18 protein-coding genes, 2 tRNA genes and 1 pseudogene are annotated in these 18,031 nt (G+C 70.9%); 14 read left to right on the plus strand and 7 right to left on the minus strand.

Going from position 1 to position 18,031, the window contains the following annotated elements; translation table 11 throughout:
- The first annotated feature begins 39 nt into the window (after positions 1-39).
- From NRK68_RS17090 to NRK68_RS17105, 4 genes are all read left to right on the plus strand, one after another.
- A complete protein-coding gene (locus tag NRK68_RS17090; protein ID WP_257856145.1) occupies positions 40-603 on the plus strand; it encodes a DUF3566 domain-containing protein in 564 nt (187 codons plus the stop codon).
- 118 nt (positions 604-721) lie between these two features.
- Positions 722-795: transfer RNA gene (locus tag NRK68_RS17095), tRNA-Ile, on the plus strand.
- A 145-nt stretch (positions 796-940) separates the two neighbouring features.
- Positions 941-1,075 carry a DLW-39 family protein gene (locus tag NRK68_RS17100; protein WP_208809277.1) on the plus strand — a complete coding sequence of 45 codons (135 nt, stop codon included), beginning with the start codon at positions 941-943 and terminating at the stop codon, positions 1,073-1,075.
- A 121-nt stretch (positions 1,076-1,196) separates the two neighbouring features.
- On the plus strand, positions 1,197-2,507 hold the full coding sequence (locus NRK68_RS17105) for a hypothetical protein (protein WP_257857871.1): 1,311 nt from the start codon (positions 1,197-1,199) through the stop codon (positions 2,505-2,507).
- On the opposite strand, the gene NRK68_RS17110 is transcribed toward NRK68_RS17105, so the two are convergent.
- A complete protein-coding gene (locus NRK68_RS17110; RefSeq protein ID WP_257856146.1) occupies positions 2,494-3,777 on the minus strand; it encodes a serine/threonine-protein kinase in 1,284 nt (427 codons plus the stop codon). The two genes, NRK68_RS17105 and NRK68_RS17110, sit on opposite strands and share 14 nt — an antisense overlap.
- A gap of 45 nt (positions 3,778-3,822) precedes the next feature.
- Positions 3,823-4,371 carry a helix-turn-helix domain-containing protein gene (locus tag NRK68_RS17115; protein WP_030647515.1) on the minus strand — a complete coding sequence of 183 codons (549 nt, stop codon included), beginning with the start codon at positions 4,369-4,371 and terminating at the stop codon, positions 3,823-3,825.
- Positions 4,372-4,533: 162 nt separating this feature from the next.
- Between NRK68_RS17115 and NRK68_RS17120 the strand changes: the two genes are divergently transcribed.
- A tRNA-Ala gene (locus tag NRK68_RS17120) sits at positions 4,534-4,606 on the plus strand.
- A 470-nt stretch (positions 4,607-5,076) separates the two neighbouring features.
- Positions 5,077-5,622, plus strand: coding sequence for a LysM peptidoglycan-binding domain-containing protein (locus NRK68_RS36775; RefSeq protein WP_183066402.1), 546 nt, complete (start codon positions 5,077-5,079; stop codon positions 5,620-5,622).
- Between the two features lie 116 nt (positions 5,623-5,738).
- Here NRK68_RS36775 and NRK68_RS17130 read toward each other — a convergent pair whose 3' ends face one another.
- Positions 5,739-6,461, minus strand: coding sequence for a DUF5324 family protein (locus NRK68_RS17130; protein WP_257856147.1), 723 nt, complete (start codon positions 6,459-6,461; stop codon positions 5,739-5,741).
- A 147-nt stretch (positions 6,462-6,608) separates the two neighbouring features.
- Here NRK68_RS17130 and NRK68_RS17135 point away from each other — a divergent pair, with 147 nt between their 5' ends.
- Positions 6,609-7,136 carry a peptidylprolyl isomerase gene (locus NRK68_RS17135; RefSeq protein ID WP_030956755.1) on the plus strand — a complete coding sequence of 176 codons (528 nt, stop codon included), beginning with the start codon at positions 6,609-6,611 and terminating at the stop codon, positions 7,134-7,136.
- 194 nt (positions 7,137-7,330) lie between these two features.
- Entirely contained in the window at positions 7,331-8,206 is an 876-nt protein-coding gene (locus NRK68_RS17140) for a rhomboid family intramembrane serine protease (protein WP_257856148.1), read from the plus strand.
- A 115-nt stretch (positions 8,207-8,321) separates the two neighbouring features.
- On the opposite strand, the gene crgA is transcribed toward NRK68_RS17140, so the two are convergent.
- On the minus strand, positions 8,322-8,576 hold the full coding sequence (gene crgA / locus NRK68_RS17145) for a cell division protein CrgA (protein ID WP_046777658.1): 255 nt from the start codon (positions 8,574-8,576) through the stop codon (positions 8,322-8,324).
- Positions 8,577-8,667: 91 nt separating this feature from the next.
- Between crgA and NRK68_RS17150 the strand changes: the two genes are divergently transcribed.
- The 6 genes and pseudogenes from NRK68_RS17150 (at position 8,668) to NRK68_RS17175 (ending at position 12,638) form a co-directional block, all read left to right on the plus strand.
- The gene (locus NRK68_RS17150; protein WP_183066404.1) at positions 8,668-9,441 is read left to right on the plus strand and encodes a DUF881 domain-containing protein; all 774 of its coding nucleotides are present in this window, start codon (positions 8,668-8,670) and stop codon (positions 9,439-9,441) included.
- Positions 9,413-10,180 (plus strand): class E sortase, encoded by a 768-nt coding sequence (locus tag NRK68_RS17155; protein WP_257856149.1) that lies wholly within the window; start codon positions 9,413-9,415, stop codon positions 10,178-10,180. Before NRK68_RS17150 ends, NRK68_RS17155 begins: the two co-directional genes overlap by 29 nt.
- 89 nt (positions 10,181-10,269) lie before the next feature.
- Positions 10,270-10,446: a hypothetical protein gene (locus tag NRK68_RS17160; protein ID WP_030011120.1), complete on the plus strand. Its 177-nt coding sequence runs from the start codon at positions 10,270-10,272 to the stop codon at positions 10,444-10,446.
- Positions 10,443-11,081 carry an aminodeoxychorismate/anthranilate synthase component II gene (locus NRK68_RS17165; RefSeq protein WP_183066406.1) on the plus strand — a complete coding sequence of 213 codons (639 nt, stop codon included), beginning with the start codon at positions 10,443-10,445 and terminating at the stop codon, positions 11,079-11,081. The genes NRK68_RS17160 and NRK68_RS17165 overlap by 4 nt, the downstream gene beginning before the upstream one ends.
- A pseudogene (locus NRK68_RS17170) lies at positions 11,060-11,899 on the plus strand (class E sortase); the annotation flags it as partial. The gene NRK68_RS17165 and the pseudogene NRK68_RS17170, both read left to right, overlap by 22 nt.
- Before the next feature lie 13 nt (positions 11,900-11,912).
- Positions 11,913-12,638 carry a class E sortase gene (locus tag NRK68_RS17175; RefSeq protein ID WP_183066408.1) on the plus strand — a complete coding sequence of 242 codons (726 nt, stop codon included), beginning with the start codon at positions 11,913-11,915 and terminating at the stop codon, positions 12,636-12,638.
- A 252-nt stretch (positions 12,639-12,890) separates the two neighbouring features.
- Here the strand turns inward: NRK68_RS17175 and pknB are convergent, their stop codons facing one another.
- The 3 genes from pknB to NRK68_RS17190 form a co-directional block, all read right to left on the minus strand.
- Positions 12,891-14,930: a Stk1 family PASTA domain-containing Ser/Thr kinase gene (pknB, locus tag NRK68_RS17180; protein WP_183066409.1), complete on the minus strand. Its 2,040-nt coding sequence runs from the start codon at positions 14,928-14,930 to the stop codon at positions 12,891-12,893.
- Between the two features lie 194 nt (positions 14,931-15,124).
- Positions 15,125-16,591: a peptidoglycan D,D-transpeptidase FtsI family protein gene (locus NRK68_RS17185; RefSeq protein WP_257856150.1), complete on the minus strand. Its 1,467-nt coding sequence runs from the start codon at positions 16,589-16,591 to the stop codon at positions 15,125-15,127.
- Entirely contained in the window at positions 16,588-18,012 is a 1,425-nt protein-coding gene (locus tag NRK68_RS17190) for an FtsW/RodA/SpoVE family cell cycle protein (RefSeq protein WP_030956738.1), read from the minus strand. Before NRK68_RS17190 ends, NRK68_RS17185 begins: the two co-directional genes overlap by 4 nt.
- Positions 18,013-18,031 lie beyond the last annotated feature (19 nt).

Here is an 18,031-nt window from a genome sequence, read left to right on the forward strand (position 1 = left end):
GGTGCCCGTGGCCCCGCCGCGGACTCCCAGGGGGGAACCGTGACGGACACCCGAGGACCGCAGGCCCCGGACGGCGCGGAGGCCGAGCCCGCTGCCGGCACGGACAAGCCCGCGCAGCCGTACCAGCCGCCGCAGGCCTACGCGGCCCCCGCGGGCCCGGGTGCGCCGCGCGGCGGCGGCGCGGGAGCCACCACCCAGCGCAAGCCCCGTACGCCGGTGCGTACGGCTCCCAGGACGCGCAAGGCGCGGCTGCGGGTGGCCAAGGCCGACCCGTGGTCGGTGATGAAGGTCAGCTTCCTGCTGTCGATCGCGCTGGGCATCTGCACGATCGTGGCGGCGGCGGTGCTGTGGATGGTCATGGACGCGATGGGCGTCTTCTCGACCGTGGGCGGCACGATCAGCGAGGCGACCGGCTCGAACGAGGGCAACGGCTTCGACCTCCAGGCGTTCATGTCGCTGCCGCGCGTGCTGATCTTCACGTCGGTGATCGCGGTGATCGACGTGGTGCTGGCGACGGCGCTGGCGACGCTGGGCGCGTTCATCTACAACCTGTCGGCGGGATTCGTCGGCGGCGTCGAGCTCACCCTCGCCGAGGACGAGTAGGCCTCCCGGCGGAGCGCCTGTGAGGGGTCGGATGACCTGCGCAGACGCCCTCCGGGAACGGATTTTGGCCTGACCGGGTCTGTGCGCTAATCTTCAGGAGTCAGCGCGCAGCGCGGATGGGGCTATAGCTCAGTTGGTTAGAGCGCATCCCTGATAAGGATGAGGCCACAGGTTCAAATCCTGTTAGCCCCACAGTGTTGAAGACCCCCAGGCCCATGGCCTGGGGGTCTTCTTCGTTGGGCCAGTTGGCGGACCGGCAGGTCACCGATCGGTATCGGTCGGTGTGTATTGTTGGGCGCCAGAAGTCCCCTACGTCAACGAAAGACGAGGTCGCGCGGTGAAGAAGCTGCTCCTGGTCGCACTGGCCGCCATCGGCGGGCTCCTCGTGTACCGCCAGATCCAGGCGGACCGCGCCGAGCAGGACCTGTGGACGGAGGCAACCGACTCCGTGCCCTCTGGTTCCGGTGTGTGAGACCGAAGGCTGAGTCATGAAGCCCCGGCTGCCGCTGCGGCCGGGGCTTTGTGCTGTTCTGTGACGAAAACTTACGTTTTGCAAAGATTTGGCTTGCGGTAGCAAACTCGGGGTGGGCGTGATGGGTCGGGTACGGACGACGGTGTGGGCGGTGGCCCTCGGCACGGTGGTGGCCGGCGTGCCCGTGGCCGCGTACGCCGGGGAGAGCGCACCCCGGCCGCTGCCCGCCTACCGCCCCGCCGACGGCGCCGTGCCGGTCGAGGGCAAGCCCTCCTCGGCCGACGCCCCGCTCGTCGAGGCCGGGAAGACCTACGAGGACACCATCGGGCCCGGGCCGCGCTTCTACCGCCTCGTCCTGGCCGGCGACGGCTCCGACGCCTACGTCAGCGCCGTGGTCCGGCCCCCGGCGGGGGCCAAGGTCTCCGGCAGCGACGGCATCGAGGTCGAGCTGATCACCACCGCGGGGAAGTCCTGCGACAACAGCACCGGCCGCGCGACCTTCGGCTACGACGCCGTGCCCCTCGCCGCCGCCGGCGTCCGCCGGGGTACCGAGGACGAGGCATGCGCGGCCTCGGGTGTCTACTACGCGAAGGTCACCCGGACTTCGGCCAAGGACTCCGACCAGAGCCCGTGGCCGCTCGAACTGAAGGTGCAGCGCGAACCGGGCCGCGGCGCCGGCGCCCCGACCGCCGCGCCCAGCGGCCGGCCCACGGAGGCGCCGTCCCTGCCCGGCACCGAGGCGGTCGGCCGCGCCGGCGGCACCGGCTTCAACGACGCACGGGCCCTGGGCGCCGGAGTGTGGCGCGACGAGCTGCGGCCCGGGCAGACCCGCTGGTACCGCGTCCCGCTGGACTGGGGGCAGCGGCTCGGCCTGGGAGCGGAGCTCTCCGCCGCCAGCGTGACCAAGAAGTACAGCTCCGCCTCGGGCGGACTGGCCGTCACCCTCTACAACCCCTACCGGGCCGCGGTTTCGGGCAAGGAGGTGTCCTACGACGGCGTGCAGGCGGGGGTCACCCTGGAGAAGACGCCGCCCGTGGACTACGTGAACCGATTCTCCAGCGACCGTGAGACCCAGCCCGTCGGCGTCGCGGGCTGGTACTACATCGCCGTGACGATGGGCGGGAAGGTCGCCGACTTCACCGAGGACGCGGTCCCCGTCCCGCTGACGCTGCGGCTGGAGGTGGCCGGCACCCCGGCCAAGGGGCCCGCGTACAAGGAGGATCCGGCCGCGGGCGGCTTCGGGGTCGGGGCCGACGACCGGGCGGCGGCGAAGGAGGGCCTCACGGCCCCGGAGGCCGCCGAGGCGGCCGGGACCCGCTCGGTGATGCGCGTCGTCGCGAGCGCCGGCTTCGGCGGCGGGACACTGCTGCTGGCGGTGCTGGGCGGCTGGGTCCTGCTCGGCCGGCGGGGGCGCGGCGCTACATCTGCGTGAGGGCCCAGACGCCGACCGCGAAGCACACCAGCGCCGCGGCGAGCAGCGAGGCCACCGCCTTCGCCGGGGGCGGGGCGATGCCGCCGCGCGCCGGGACCGCCGCGGCGGGTGCCCCGGGCGCGGCCGGTACGGCCGGCGGGGGCAGGTGGAAGCTGCCCGTCTCCGAAGAGCCGTACGCGGGCCCGTACGAGGCCCCGTACGCGGGTACGTGCGCGGGCGCTTCGGCCGTGGCGGCGGCCTGCTGCGGGACGACGGGCACCGTGGCGGCGGCACTGCGGGGATCGGCGACGGCGGGCGCCTGCGGGGTCGCCGCGACAGCCGTGGCCGACGCGGAGGGGGCCGCGGACGGGAGTGTGGACGGGAGTGTGGACGGGGCCCCGCCCTTCGGCCCCTCGGGCCCCTCGGGGCCGAAACCGGGCGGCAGCGGGCCGAGTTGGTCGAAGACCTCCACCGGATCCTCGTCCGGGGCGGGTGCGGGCAGCAGCTCCACGGCCGCGGCAAGGGCCTTGCGCGCCCCGGTGGCCGTCCGGAACCGGTTCTGGGGGTCGGGCTGCAGGAGGTTCGCGATGACGTCCCAGAGCGGGGCGGGAACGCCCTGCGGGGCGTCCGGGGTCCCGTGTGCGAGGAAGTGGTCCACCAGGGCCCGGGAGTCGGGCTTGCTGCCCTGGAGGAGGTACAGGGAGACCAGGCCCACGGCGAAGAGGTCCGCGGCGAAGTCGGGTTCCGCCCCCATCAGTTGCTCGGGCGCGAAATAGCCCGGCGTGCCGACCACGTAGTCGGTCTCGGTCAGGCGGGGCTCGCCCTTGCGCATGGAGATGCCGAAGTCGGACAGCCGCAGGTGCGGCCGCCCGCTTCCGGTGGCCTCCATGAGGATGTTGGCCGGTTTGATGTCGCGGTGCACGACGCCTTCCGCGTGCACCGCCGCCAGGCCCGACAGCAGCTGGTCGAGCAGGGTGCACACGAAGCGGGGCGGGAGGGGGCCGTAGTCCCCGATCACATGGCCGAGGGAGCCGCCGCCGACCAGGTCCATGGTGAAGAGGACCTTGTCGTCGTCGGCCGCCCAGCTCGCCGGCGCCAGTACGTGCGGGTGGTCGATCCGCAGCGCCTGCTCCCGTACGAACCGCAGGAGCGTGTGGGCGTCGCTCTGCAGCAGCACCTTCGCGGCGACGTAGCGGCGACGGCGGTGGTCCCAGGCCCGCCACACGGCGCCCGCGCCACCGCGCCCGATCGGATCGATCAGCTCGTACCGGCCGGCGAAGACCTCACCCATGGCTGCGCCCGTCCCCCGTCACCCTGTTGTCCGTCGTCGTGCTCGTCAGTTCTGGTGCGCCTCGTAGTGGGCGACCGCGTCCGCGGTGCGGCCCGCCCCGTACACCCGGAGGAACTCTGCCAGTTCAGGGTGGCTGGGGGCGAGGCTGTTCGCCGCGTCGATGATGTCGCCGGCCGCGGAGACCGAGCGCAGCAGCGACTGGATCTCGCGGACCACGCGCTTGACGGTGGGTGCGCCGGAACCGGTGGTGGTCTGGCCGCTGCTGCTGAGGACGGATCCCCCCTGGGTCTTCTTGATCTCGTCCATCCGGTCGGTCGCCTCCGCCGCGCTGACGCTGCCGTCGGCCACCTGTCCGGCGAGGTCCTGGAGGGCCTGGACGCGCTGGACCACGGCAGGATTTCCGATCTTGGCGCGCTGGCCGCTCATCAGCTGGGACAGCATGGGCGCCGACAGTCCGAGTACTGCAGCGAGACGGGCCTGGTTCAGGCCGAGGTCGTCTATGAGCCTGCGGAAGAGCGCCCCCAGCGGCTCTCCGTACCAGCTTCGCTGGAGCTCTCTGGCTCTGGCCGTGGCCTCTTGCTGCACTGCGTCCACTCTTACTACTCCCCTTCGCTGGTGCGAACCTCGCGAGCATCTTACGGAGAGTGGTCGCAGGGCGGGAGTCCCTATCATTTTGCGAGATGAGGGGGTAGACCCGGTACTCTGTTCTGCGGAACGACCACATCCCTCACGCGGGACCGGTGTGTCCAGTTCCATGGGGCCTTAGCTCAGTTGGTAGAGCGCTGCCTTTGCAAGGCAGATGTCAGGAGTTCGAATCTCCTAGGCTCCACATCCCAGTGCCCTCTGATCTGCGAAAACGCGGCTCAGGGGGCATTTTTCATGCCCTCGGACGCCGAAGGTCTGCCCGGCCGTTCCTCCCCGGGATGCCCCCGGCGGCCCCGGGCGCGGGACCTGCGGTGCAGCTCCCCCCCGGTGCGGCCCCCGGTGCAGCTCCCCCCGCGCCGCCGTCCGTTCGCGGCGGACCCCGCCGCCGGGCGGCCTTCCGGCCCCGCCCTGAACGGAGTTGACTGTCCGGGTCCGGCACCTCTTCCGGGCCTTCGGGCGGAGCCGGTGGAATGAGCCGGCGCCGTGTCGTCCCTGTCCCTTACCGGTCCCGTCCCGGTCCCTTGCTGGACCGTTCGCGCGGGCCGCGCGTCCCCCGGACGGCTCCGTCGCTGGGCCGCCCGCCGCCCGGTGGCGGACAGTGGGGAGAAGGGCATCGACACCAGGGGGGAACCCACACGCCGGAGGCGTACAGACATGGGACTCTTCGATTTCCTGAAGTCCGACAAGAAGAAGGCGCACGAGAGCGCCGACAGGGCGAAGGAGCAGGCGCAGCAGCAGGCGGACGAGGGGGCGGGCCGCTCCAGGAGCGCCGCGGCCGACGCCGCCTCGGCGACGAGGGCCGCCGCCGAGCGCATGGCGGCCGCCGCGCCGCCCAGGCCGGGGCCCGCCCCCGCGACCCCGACTCCCGGCTCGGCGGCGCACAAGGCGGTGCCCGCACCGCCCAGGCCCGCCGCGATGCCGAAGCCCGCGCCGCCCTCCACCGCGCCCGGGGCGGCGCACACGCCCACGCCCCACTCGGCCGCGCACAAGGCGGTGCCCGCGGCCCCGGTGGCCAAGCCGGGGCCCGCCGCCACGAAGCGCACCTACACCGTCCAGCAGGGCGACACGCTCGCCGCGATCGCCGCCCGTGAGCTCGGCAACGAGGCACGCTGGCGCGAGCTCTACGCCATGAACAGAGGTGTCATCGGCGCCAACCCCGACCTGGTGCCGCCGGGCGCGGTCCTGACGCTCCCCGCCTGACCGCCCGGCTCCGGCCGCAGACCGACGTGGACGGGCCCGGACCCCTCGGGGGTCCGGGCCCGTCCACGATGCCGGAACGTCCCAGTGCCCAGTGCCCAGTGGCCGGAGCCCAGTGCCTAGTGGCCCGGGCCCGGCTCCGGTCCTGAGCCCGCCTCGCGCTCCTTCTCCGCCAGTTCGTCGTCGAAGCTGGCCGGCGCGGCGTCGCTGTCGGACAGCTCGGTCGCCGCCGGCGGCTCGACCAGCCAGTCCGGGTTCGACTGCTGGTCCCACCACCGCCAGGCCAGATACGCGCCGGCCGCGAGCAGACCGACCACCGCGGCACCGCGCAGCACCTTGCCGCGGCGGCGCGCCCGCTCGTGCTTGCGTACGAGCTTCTGTACTTCCTTGGCGGTCACCTGGCCACGCAGCGCCGCCAGGGCCGCCGTCGACCGCGACGCGGCCTCCTCGGCGACGGGCGTGGCGGCCGCGAGGGCGCTCTCGATCTTCGGCTGGGTGTAGTCGGCGGCCTGACGGGCCGCCAGGCGGGTCTGGTGCACCGCGCGCGTCGCCGCCCGGTCCACGGGGGGCGGTACGTGCGCCCGCGCCGCCTTCAGCCGCGGCTGCAGATGGCAGTCGTAGGTCATTCGGGCCTGGCGCGCGGCGCCGGTGGCCGCCTGGGACACCATCGGCGTCAGCCGTTCGTTGGCCTCGTGCGCGTAGTGCACCGCAGCGTCCCTGGCGGATTCCGCGTACGGCGCCACCATTTCAGCCGCGTACCGCACGCTGTCCCTGGCGCTCTCGGCTGCCAGGCGCGCGCTGTCCTTGCCGGTCACGGGTTCCTCCTCCTCGGTGGCGGACACAGTTCACCTTTCCACCCTTTGTCGGATCATGCCTGTCATAACGCCGACAGACATGCGTGACAGGGCATACGAGTGGAGGATTTCAGTGCCGCGGAGCGCTCCGTGCGACCATCTGGACCGACAGTGATGACTATGGAAGGCAGATCCGTGGCCGAGAAGCTCTACGCCACCCTGAAGACCACGCACGGCGACATCGAGATCGAGCTCCTGGAGAACTTCGCTCCGAAGACCGTCCGGAACTTCGTCGAGCTCGCCACGGGCGCCCGCGAGTGGACGCGCCCCACCGACGGCCAGAAGACCACGGACCCGCTGTACGACGGCACCGTCTTCCACCGTGTCATCAGCGGCTTCATGATCCAGGGCGGTGACCCGCTCGGCAACGGCACCGGCGGTCCCGGCTACGCGTTCGCGGACGAGTTCCACCCCGACCTGGCCTTCACCAAGCCGTACCTGCTCGCCATGGCCAACGCCGGGCCGGGCACCAACGGCTCGCAGTTCTTCATCACCGTCGCCCCGACCGCGTGGCTGACGCGCAAGCACACCATCTTCGGCGAGGTCACCGACCCGGCGAGCCGGAAGGTCGTGGACGCGATCGCCTCCGGCGCCACCAACCCGCGCACCGAGCGGCCGCTGGACGACGTGATCATCAAGTCCGTCGTCGTCGAGAAGCGCTGACGGCCCGGTCCGCGCCACCGCGCCACCGCTCCACGGCGTCACCGTCTCACCGCGCCCCGCGCCCCGCGCCCCCGCGCCTCCGTCCCACCGCGTCACCCGCTTCCGGGAACCTTTCCGCCCCGCCCGTCCGTACTGCTTACGTACCGGACCGGCGGGGTGCGCACCGCTCGCCCCGCCGCCGACCGAGGGGACCGATGGACACCGACCGTCTGCCGGGCTGCTACCGCCACCCGGACCGCGACACGGGGATCAGCTGCACCCGCTGCGAACGCCCGATCTGCCCCGATTGCATGATCAGCGCGGCGGTGGGGTTCCAGTGCCCCGAGTGCGTCCGCGCCGGTCCCGGGACCGGGCGCCGGCCCGCCGCCAACGCGCCGCGCACCATCGCGGGCGGTGTGGTCGCCGAGGACCCCCAGCTGGTCACCAAGATCCTCATCGGGATCAATGTGGCCGTGTTCTTCCTCTGCCTGCTCGCCCCGGCGCTGGTGGTGCAGCTGCAGCTGGTCGGCGGCTACCTCGAATACCTCGGCGGCCCCGTCCACGGCGTCGCGGGCGGCGAGTACCACCGGCTGCTGACCTCGGTGTTCCTGCACACCGAGTGGTGGCACATCATCAGCAACATGATCGCGCTGTGGGTCATCGGCGGTCCGCTGGAGGCGGCCCTCGGCCGGACCCGGTACCTCGCCGTCTACCTGTTGTCGGGCCTCGGCGCGAGCGTTTTCGTCTATCTCCTGGCCGATCCGGGCGTCCGGACCGTCGGCGCGTCCGGGGCGATCTTCGGCCTGCTCGGCGCGACCGTGGTGCTGGCCCGGCGGCTGAGGTACGAGATGCGGCCGGTGATCATCATGGTCGTGCTGATGCTGGTGCTGACCTTCGTCCCGCTCGGGGGCGTCATGCGGGTGTCCTGGCAGGCCCACGTGGGCGGTCTGATCACGGGTGCGCTGGTGGGACTGGGCATGCTCGCGCCGACCGGCGCCCGCAGTCGCGCGCTCGTCCAGTGGGGCACCTGTGCGGTGGTGTTCCTGCTGGCAGCGGCACTGATCGTGCTCCGCACGGCGGAACTCACCTGATCACACCGGCGTCAACTCTCCACAGAGTTATCCACAGATCTTCTGTCTTTTCCTCAGGTGTGGATGACGCTGTGGATAACTCATGGGGAGAGCTTCCGTCAGGGACTGCCGGGTGCTACTTCCACTGCGTGGAAACGCCGAATCCCGCCGCGATGAAGCCGAAACCGACCACGATGTTCCAGTTGCCGAGGGCCTCGACCGGCAGCTGGGTCTCGGTCACGTAGAAGACGACGATCCACGCGAGACCGATCAGGAAGAACGCCAGCATGACCGGGGCGACCCAGCTGCGGTTCGTCAGCCGGATGTTCTGCGGCTGCCGCGAGGGCGGCGGGGTGTAGTCGTCCTTCTTGCGGATACGTGACTTCGGCACGAGGGGCTCTCCTGTCGATGCGCTGGGGACCTTGCCTGCCCCGGGCGTCCGTTAGCGTAGTGGACCTGTGGCGTTGAAGGAGAAGGGTACGTTGAGCAATTCAGACGACTCCTCCACGGGTCCCCGTCGCCGGGCCAGGCCGGTCCGGTTGCTGACGGCGGCCGTCTTCGCCCTGGCCGGGCTGCTCTTCGTCACCAGTTTCAACACCTCCAAGGGTACGAACATCCGCACGGACGCCTCGCTCCTGAAGCTGTCGGACCTGATCAAGGAACGCAGCCAGGACAACGCGGAGCTGGAGGAGAGCACCGGAGCGGCGCGCGCCCGCGTGGACGCCCTCGCCGACCGCGACGACGGCAGCACCGGGGCCGAGGACGCGAAGCTGGCCGCCCTGCGCGCCGCCTCGGGCACCGAGGAACTCTCCGGCAAGGGCCTGACGGTCACCCTCAACGACGCCCCGCCGAACGCGACCGCCCGCATCCCCAATGTGCCCGAGCCGCAGCCCAACGACCTGGTGATCCACCAGCAGGACCTCCAAGCCGTGGTGAACGCCCTGTGGCAGGGCGGCGCCGAGGGCATCCAGGTCATGGACCAGCGCCTCATCTCCACCAGCGCGGTGCGCTGTGTGGGCAACACCCTGATCCTCCAGGGCCGCGTCTACTCGCCCCCGTACAAGATCTCGGCGGTCGGCGACCCGGCGGCGCTCAAGAAGGCCCTCGCCGCCTCCCCGGCCCTGCAGAACTACCAGGCGTACGTCAACGCCTACGGCCTGGGCTGGAAAGTGGACGAGCACAAGGCGCTGACACTTCCGCCCTACTCCGGCACAGTGGACCTCCACTATGCGAAGCCGGTGGGCACCACCCCGTGACCGGGTCCGTCCCGACGTCCTGCTGCGCCTGGCGGTACGGACGTTCAGCGAGGTGTGCCTGACGGCGGGCACCCTGATCGTGCTCTTCGTCGTCTACGTCCTGGTGTGGACCGGGGTCAAGGCGGACCGCGCCGCGGACGGCGAGATGGCCCGGCTGCGCGACAGCTGGGCCGCCGCGGCGCCGCCGACGGCCCCGGCCGCCCCGGCCGCGGCCCCCGCACCCGCCCCCGCATCCGCATCCGCATCCGCATCCGCAGAACCGCGCTACCCGGCCGGCCGGGCCTTCGCCGAGATGTACATCCCGCGTTTCGGACCCGACTGGGTCCGGCCCGTTCTGGAGGGCACGGATCCGGAGCTGCTCAAGAAGGGCCTGGGCCACTACACCGCCACCGCCCGCCTCGGCGCCGTCGGGAACTTCTCCGTGGCCGGCCACCGCCGCACCTACGGAGACCCCTTCAAGGACTTCCCCCGGCTGCGTCCGGGGGACGAGGTGATCCTCAAGGACGCGGGCACCCGGTACACGTACACGATCCGGGGCGGGCCCCTGCGCACCCTGCCCACCGACGTGGCCGTGGTCGATCCGGTCCCGCCGAAGTCCCCGTTCACGGCACCGGGCCGGTACCTGACGCTGACCACCTGCGACCCCGAATGGGGGCACAGCCACCGGCTCGTGGTCTGGGCGGAACTGACCGGGACGCGCGCCGCCGCGGAGGGCGGACCGGAGGGTTCGTCCAGGTGACCCTCCCCGCCGGGCCGCTGCCTTTAGTCTGTTCGCGTACCGCCCCCGCGGTGCGTTGAACGAATGTGGACGAAAAGGAATCAGGCGGCATGTACGGCTGGATCTGGCGGCATCTGCCGGGCAACGCGTGGGTACGCGCGCTGATCTCCCTCGTACTGGTCCTCGCCGTGGTCTTCGTGCTGTTCCAGTACGTCTTCCCGTGGGCCGAGCCGCTCCTTCCGTTCAACGATGTGACGGTGGACGAGGGATCGGGAGCCACGCCGTGAGCGCACGCATTCTGGTGGTCGACAACTACGACAGCTTCGTCTTCAACCTGGTCCAGTACCTCTACCAGCTCGGAGCCGAGTGTGAGGTGCTGCGCAACGACGAGGTCGCCCTCGCGCACGCGCAGGACGGTTTCGACGGCGTACTGCTCTCCCCCGGGCCGGGCACGCCCGAGGAGGCCGGCGTCTGCGTGGACATGGTCCGGCACTGTGCCGGCACCGGCGTCCCCGTCTTCGGCGTGTGCCTCGGCATGCAGTCCATGGCGGTCGCCTACGGGGGCGTCGTGGGCCGGGCCCCCGAGCTGCTCCACGGCAAGACCTCGCCCGTGGTGCACGAGGGCCTGGGTGTGTTCCAGGGGCTGCCCTCGCCGTTCACCGCGACCCGGTACCACTCCCTCGCGGCCGAGCCCGGGACCCTGCCCGACGCCCTGGAGGTCACGGCCCGGACCGAGGACGGGATCATCATGGGCCTGCGCCACCGGGAGCACGACGTCGAGGGCGTGCAGTTCCACCCCGAGTCGGTGCTGACCGAATGGGGTCACCGGATGCTCGCGAACTGGCTGGTGCGCTGCGGTGACGCCGGCGCGGTGGAACGCTCGGTGGGACTGGCCCCGGTGGTGGGCAAGGCCGTCGCGTGACGACGGTCGCGCCGTCCGCGCCCACGGAGGGCCGGGCCGCGCGACGCAGGGCAGCTCAGGAGGCCGCGAAACGGGCCGCCAGGAACTCCCGGAGGAGGGGCGGGCGGCGGCGCAGGCCGCCGGCGTCGGGCGGCCCGGTGATCATCGCGAGCCGGCTGGGCGGGGAGCTCTTCATCACGGTGGGCCTCGTGATGCTGCTGTTCGTCGCCTACCAGCTCTGGTACACGAACCTGGTGGCCGAGCGGACGGCGAACGGCGCCGCCGGCTCGCTGCGGCAGACCTGGGAGCGGCAGCCGGACGGCGCGGCGGCCGCACCGCCCGTAACGGCCTTCGAACCGGGCCAGGGCTTCGCGATCCTCCACATCCCCAAGCTGGACGTGAAGGTCCCGGTCGCCGAGGGCATCAGCAAGCCCAAGGTGCTGGACAAGGGCATGGTCGGGCACTACGGCGAGGGCGCGCTGAAGACCGCGATGCCCGCCGACAAGCAGGGCAACTTCGCGGTGGCCGGACACCGCAACACCCACGGGGAGCCGTTCCGCTACATCAACCGGCTGGTGCCCGGGGATCCCGTCGTGGTCGAGACCCGGGACGCGTACTACACGTACGAGATGACCTCGTCGCTGGCGCAGACACCGCCGACGAACATCGGGGTGATCAAACCCGTGCCGGAGGGCTCGGGGTTCACTTCCGCGGGCCGGTACATCACGCTGACCACCTGCACCCCGGAGTTCACCAGCACCTACCGGATGATCGTATGGGGCAGGATGACCGAGGAACGCCCCCGCAGCCAGGGCCCGCCGCCCGCGCTGACCAGCTAAGGACGAATCAAGCGTGTCTCGTGCCAGCCGCCGCGCCGCGGCCCCGCCCGCCGGCAGCCGCAGTGTGCTCGCCGGGTTCCTGAGCCTGCTGGGAGAGGTCCTGATCACCGTGGGCCTGGTGCTGGGCCTGTTCGTGGCGTACTCGCTGTGGTGGACCAACGTCCTCGCCGACCGGCACGCCGCCGCGCGGGGCGACGAGATCCGCCGGCAGTGGCAGGCCCCGGCCCCCGAGCAGGCCGGGCCGGGAGCACTCGACACCAGGGGCGGGGTCGGCTTCCTGCACGTACCGGCGATGAAGAACGGCGAGGTGCTCGTCAAGGCGGGCACTGCGCCGGACATCCTCGACGACGGTGTGGCCGGCTACTACACGGAGCCGGTGAAGTCGGCGCTGCCCTGGGAGGAGAAGGGCAACTTCTCGCTCGCCGCGCACCGGGACGGGCACGGGGCGAAGTTCCACAACATCGACAAGGTGAAGAACGGCGACGCGATCGTCTTCGAGACCCGGGACACCTGGTACGTCTACAAGGTCTTCGCGGAGCTGCGCCAGACCTCGAAGTACAACACCGACGTGATCAACCCGGTCCCCAAGGAGTCCGGCAGGACCGCTCCGGGCCGGTACATCACGCTCACCACCTGCACGCCGGTCTACACGTCGAAGTACCGCTACATCGTGTGGGGCGAGCTGGTCCGCACCGAGAAGGTGGACGCGAAGCGCACCCTGCCGGCGGAACTGCGCTGACACGGCCGCTGCGCCGGCACCGGCGCGGGCGCTGATACGGGCACCCCCGGGGTCCTGAGTGGCCCTGGGGGCCCTGGGAGCCGCTGCGGGTCCCAGGCGGCCCTCCGGCCCCGGCCGTACCGCCAAAGGGCCGCAGAGGACCGCAGAGGACCGCCTGTGGGTGCCCGCATGCGGCCGCGTACGGAAAGGGTCCGGCCTTCCTCTTCAGCGGAGAGGAAGGCCGGACCCTTTCGCGTTCGCACCGTGCCGGTGTCAGCGGCGGCCTCCGCCGCCGGTCAGGCCGTCGAAGATGCCGCCGCCGTTGTTCCCGCCCTGCTGACCGGCCATCGTGAACACGTTCACGGCCTGCCCCGAGGTGCCCGGCGTGCCGGGCTGCGGGTCGGTGCCCACCACGATCGCGTTGTCGTCCGAGGGACCGGTGACGATGCCGACCCGAAGGTTGGCCCGCTGGAGCTCGTTCTTGTACTGGCCCAGGGTCCGGCCGGCGAAGTTCGGGACCACCGTCGCCTGCGCGGCCTTGGCGATGGTGATGCCCACCGACTTGCCCTGCTCGATCTGCTGGCCCGCCGCGATCTGCTGGCCGATGACCGTGCCCGGAGGGGCGCCGGCCTGCTGGTCGGACTCCGTGACGCTGCCGAGCCGGAGGTTGACGGCCTTGAGGGCCTTCTCCGCCTCGTCCTTGGTCTTGCCCTTGAGGTCGGGGACCTCGGACTTGGACTGCTCCTTGGCGACCGTCAGCGTGATCACGCTGTTCTTCTCGGCCTCGGAACCGGCCTTCGGGTTCTGGTCCAGGACCGTCCCCGGGGTGCGGTCGGACTCCTGCGTCTTGCGGTCGACCTGGAAGCCCTTGTCCTTCAGCGCCTTCTCGGCCTCTTCGTACTTCATGTTGAGCACGTCGACCACGGACACCTTCGGGGCGCCCGAGGAGACGGTGATCGTGACCGTCGAGCCCTCGTCGACCTTGGTGCCCGCCTCCGGCTCCTGCTTGCAGACATTGCCCTTGGGCTGGTCGTCGCAGGGCGCGTCGGCGCCCTTGACCACCTTGAGCTTGGAGTTCTCCGCGCTCTTCGTCGCCTGTTCCAGGGTCTGCCCCACCAGCTTGGGCACACTGGGCCGGTTGTCGGCCGTGTTCGAGGACAGGGCCCGGCCGATCAGGATCGCGCCGACCAGCACGAGGATGCCGGCCGCCACGAGCAGCACGGTGGACGCCTTGCTCTTCTTCTGGCTCTGGCGGCGGTTCGAGCCCTGGTCGTAGCCGCCGTGGCCCTGGTCGCCGTAGCCGTAGCCGCCGTCGCCCGGGGGCATGGGCGGCATCATCGACGTCTGGGCGCCGGAGTCGGCGGTGCGCAGGGCGGTGGTGGGCTGGTCGTAGCCCTGCGGGCCGTAGCCGTGGCCCTGGTCGTGCGGGTAGCCGTAGCCGGCCGCGCCCATGGCGGCCGTGGCGGCGACGGGCTGGCCGTCGAGGCAGGCCTCGATGTCGGCACGCATCTCGTCCGCCGACTGGTAGCGGTAGTCGGGGTCCTTGACCAGTGCCTTGAGGACGATGGCGTCCATCTCGGGCGTGATCTCGGGGTCGAAGTTCGACGGGGGCTGCGGCTCCTCCCGCACGTGCTGGTAGGCCACGGCCACCGGCGAGTCGCCGACGAACGGGGGCCGCACGGTGAGGAGTTCGTAGAGCAGGCAGCCCGCGGAGTAGAGGTCGGAGCGCGCGTCTACCTGCTCGCCCTTGGCCTGCTCCGGGGAGAGGTACTGGGCCGTGCCGATGACTGCGGCCGTCTGCGTCATGGTCATGCCCGAGTCGCCCATGGCGCGGGCGATGCCGAAGTCCATGACCTTGACCTGGCCGGTGCGGGTCAGCATCACGTTGGCGGGCTTGATGTCACGGTGCACGATGCCGGCGCGGTGCGAGTACTCCAGGGCCTGGAGGATGCCGATGCACATCTCCAGCGTGCGCTCGGGCAGCAGCTTGCGGCCCGAGTGCAGCAGCTCGCGCAGGGTCGAACCGTCGACGTACTCCATCACGATGTACGGGATGGAAATGTTGTCGACGTAGTCCTCGCCGGTGTCGTAGACGGCGACGATCGCCGGATGGTTCAGCGACGCGGCCGACTGGGCCTCGCGCCGGAACCGGGCCTGGAAGGACGGGTCGCGGGCGAGGTCGGCACGCAGGGTCTTGACGGCGACGGTACGGCCGAGCCGGGTGTCGTGGGCGAGGTAGACCTCGGCCATGCCACCGCGGCCGAGCACGTGGCTCAGCTCGTACCGGCCGCCGAGGCGACGCGGCTCTTCCATAACGTTGCAGCCCTCTCCGTCAGTCCCGACCGCACCTGTGTGTGGTCCGGCGGTGTGCTGTTCGCGCAAAGGCTACCGGCCGATCGTCCGTGATCGGATCGTGGCCACAGCCTGATACAGGACCGGTACCGTACGCTCGGATCCGGGGCGGATTCAGTGACCTGCGTCACGTCGGCCGCCCCGTGATCCCTCGGTCACCCCTGGCTCTTCAGCACCGCTTCCATGACCGCCTTGGCGACCGGGGCGGCGAGACCGCCACCGCTGATGTCGTCACGGGCGGTTCCCTCGCTGTCCTCGATCACGACGGCGACGGCGACGGGCGAGGTGCCGTCCGGGTTCTCGGCGTAGGAGATGAACCAGGCGTACGGGCGCTTCTTGTTGCCCTCGCCGTGCTGGGCGGTACCCGTCTTGCCGCCGACCGTCACGTTCTTGATCTGGGCCTTCTCGCCGGTGCCCTTCGCGACGACGTTGACCATCATCTGCTGGACCTTCTGCGCGTTGCCCGCGGACAGCGGCCGGCTCATCTCCTGCGGCTCGTGCTTCTCGATGATGTCCAGGTTCGGCGCGGTGAGGTGGTCGACCATGTACGGCTTCATCAGCTTGCCGTCGTTGGCGATCGCCGCGGTGACCATGGCCATCTGCAGCGGGGTGGCGGCGGTGTTGAACTGCCCGATCGAGCTCTGGGCGTTGCCGTCCCGGCCCATCCTCTTGTCGTAGACGCTGGCGAAGGCGCGGACCGGGGTGTCGATCTTGTCGTTGTTGAAGCCGAACTTCTCGGCCGTCTCCACCATCTTGTCGCGGGTGACCTTGTCACCGAGGTTCGCGAAGACGGAGTTGCAGGAGATCCGCAGCGCCTCGTTCAGGCTGGCCTTCTCGCACCCGGTGTGGGAGTTGGGCAGCTGGGTCTTGGTGCCGGGGAGGATGTACGGCTCGGGGGTGTCCGTCGGGTCGTCGATCCCGTTGACCACGCCGTGCTCCAGCGCGGCCGCGGCGGTGACCACCTTGAAGGTGGAGCCGGGCGGATAGGTCTCGCGCAGGGCGCGGTTGACGAGCTTCTTGTCCTCGCTGTCCTTCAGCTCGACCCAGGCCTTCTCGTCGGCCTTGGAGTTGCCGGCGAAGCTGGACGGGTCGTAGGAGGGGGTGGAGACCAGCGCGAGGATGGCACCGGTGCGCGGGTCGATGGCGGCGACCGCGCCCTTCTTGGTGCCGAGCTTCTCGAATGCGGCCTTCTGCGCGTCCCGGTTGAGCGTGGTGACGACGTTGCCGCCCTGCTTCTTCTCACCGGTGAACATGCCGATGGTGCGGTCGAAGAACAGCCGGTCGTCGTTGCCGGTGAGGATGCCGTCCTCGAGCGATTCGAGCTGCGTGGCACCGAAGGCCTGCGAGGCGTACCCGGTGACCGGGGACCACAGCTCCCCTTCGGTGTAGGTGCGCTTGTACTTGTAGTCGCTGCCGTCGGTGACCGCGGAGCCGGTGATCGGCTGGCCCTGGACGATGATGTTGCCGCGCTCGGTGGCGTACTGGGCGATCTGGACCCGTCGGTTCTCCTTGCGCGTGCTGAGTTCCTCGGCCTGGACGTACTGCAGCCAGTTGGTCCGGATCAGCAGCGCGAGGACGAGCAGCCCGCAGAACAGCGAGATGCGGCGCAGGGGCTTGTTCATGACGGGCGGACCACCTGGGTCATCTCGGAGTCGGGGGACGGGGCCGGGGCCGGTGCCGGTCGGCGGGCGGTGTCGCTGATCCGGATGAGGACGGCGATGAGGATCCAGTTCGCGAGGACGGAGGAACCGCCGGACGCGAGGAAGGGCATCGTCATGCCGGTGAGGGGGATGAGTCCCATGACTCCGCCGGCGACGACGAAGATCTGGAGCGCGAAGGCGCCGGAGAGGCCGATGGCGAAGAGCTTGCCGAAGGGGTCGCGGGCGGCGAGGGCGGTGCGGACGCCCCGCTCGATGATGAGCCCGTAGATCAGCAGGAACGCCATCACGCCGGAGAGACCGAGCTCTTCGCCGACGGTGGAGAAGATGAAGTCGGAGTTGGCGGCGAAGCCGATGAGGTCGGAGTTGCCCTGGCCCCATCCGGCGCCGAGGACCCCGCCGGAACCGAAGCTCATGATCGACTGGCCGACCTGCTCGCAGGCGCCCGAGGTGGTGTAGCAGCCGAAGGGGTCGAGCCAGGCGTTGACGCGGGCCTGGACGTGACTGGCGAAGGAGGCCACCACGACCGCGCCGCCGACCGACATCAGCAGACCGATGACGATCCAGCTGGTGCGCTCGGTGGCCACGTACAGCATGATCACGAACATGCCGAAGAAGAGCAGCGAGGTACCGAGGTCGTTCTCGAAGACCAGGACCAGCAGGCTCATCGCCCAGATCATGAGGATCGGGCCGAGGTCGCGGCCGCGCGGCAGGTAGAGGCCCATGAAGCGGCGGCTGGCCAGCGCGAGCGCGTCGCGCTTCACCATCAGGTAGCCGGCGAAGAAGATCGCGATGACGATCTTCGCGAACTCACCGGGCTGGATGGAGAAGCCACCGACGCTGATCCAGATCTTGGCGCCGAAGACGTCGGCGCCCAGGCCCGGGACGACGGGCAGGATCAGCAGCACCAGCGCGCCGGCCATGGAGATGTAGGTGAACCGCTGCAGGACGCGGTGGTCCTTGAGGATCAGCAGCACGGCCGCGAACAGGGCGATCGCCAGGGCCGTGTACATCATCTGGCGGGGCGCGGAGGGCGAGAAGGCCCCGAAGCTGCGCTTGGCGAGGTTCTGCAGCCGCTCGGACTGGTCCAGGCGCCAGATCAGGACGACGCCGAGGCCGTTGAGCAGGGTGGCGAGCGGCAGCAGCAGCGGATCGGCGTACTTCGCGTACCGGCGTACGACGAAGTGCGCTATGCCGGCGAGCACGGCGAAGCCGGCCCCGTACGCGAACATGCCGGGGGGCAGCTCGCCGTGGATCGCCAGACCCACATTGGCGTAGGCGAAGATCGGGATGACCACGGCGAAGGCGAGCAGCAGGAGCTCGGTGTTCCGCCGGCTCGGCAGCTCGATGGCGCCGATGGTGGTCGTGTTGGTGACAACGCTCATGGTGTGGCAGGCCCCCTGT

This window comes from Streptomyces yangpuensis, assembly GCF_024666385.1.
Taxonomy (GTDB): domain Bacteria; phylum Actinomycetota; class Actinomycetes; order Streptomycetales; family Streptomycetaceae; genus Streptomyces; species Streptomyces yangpuensis.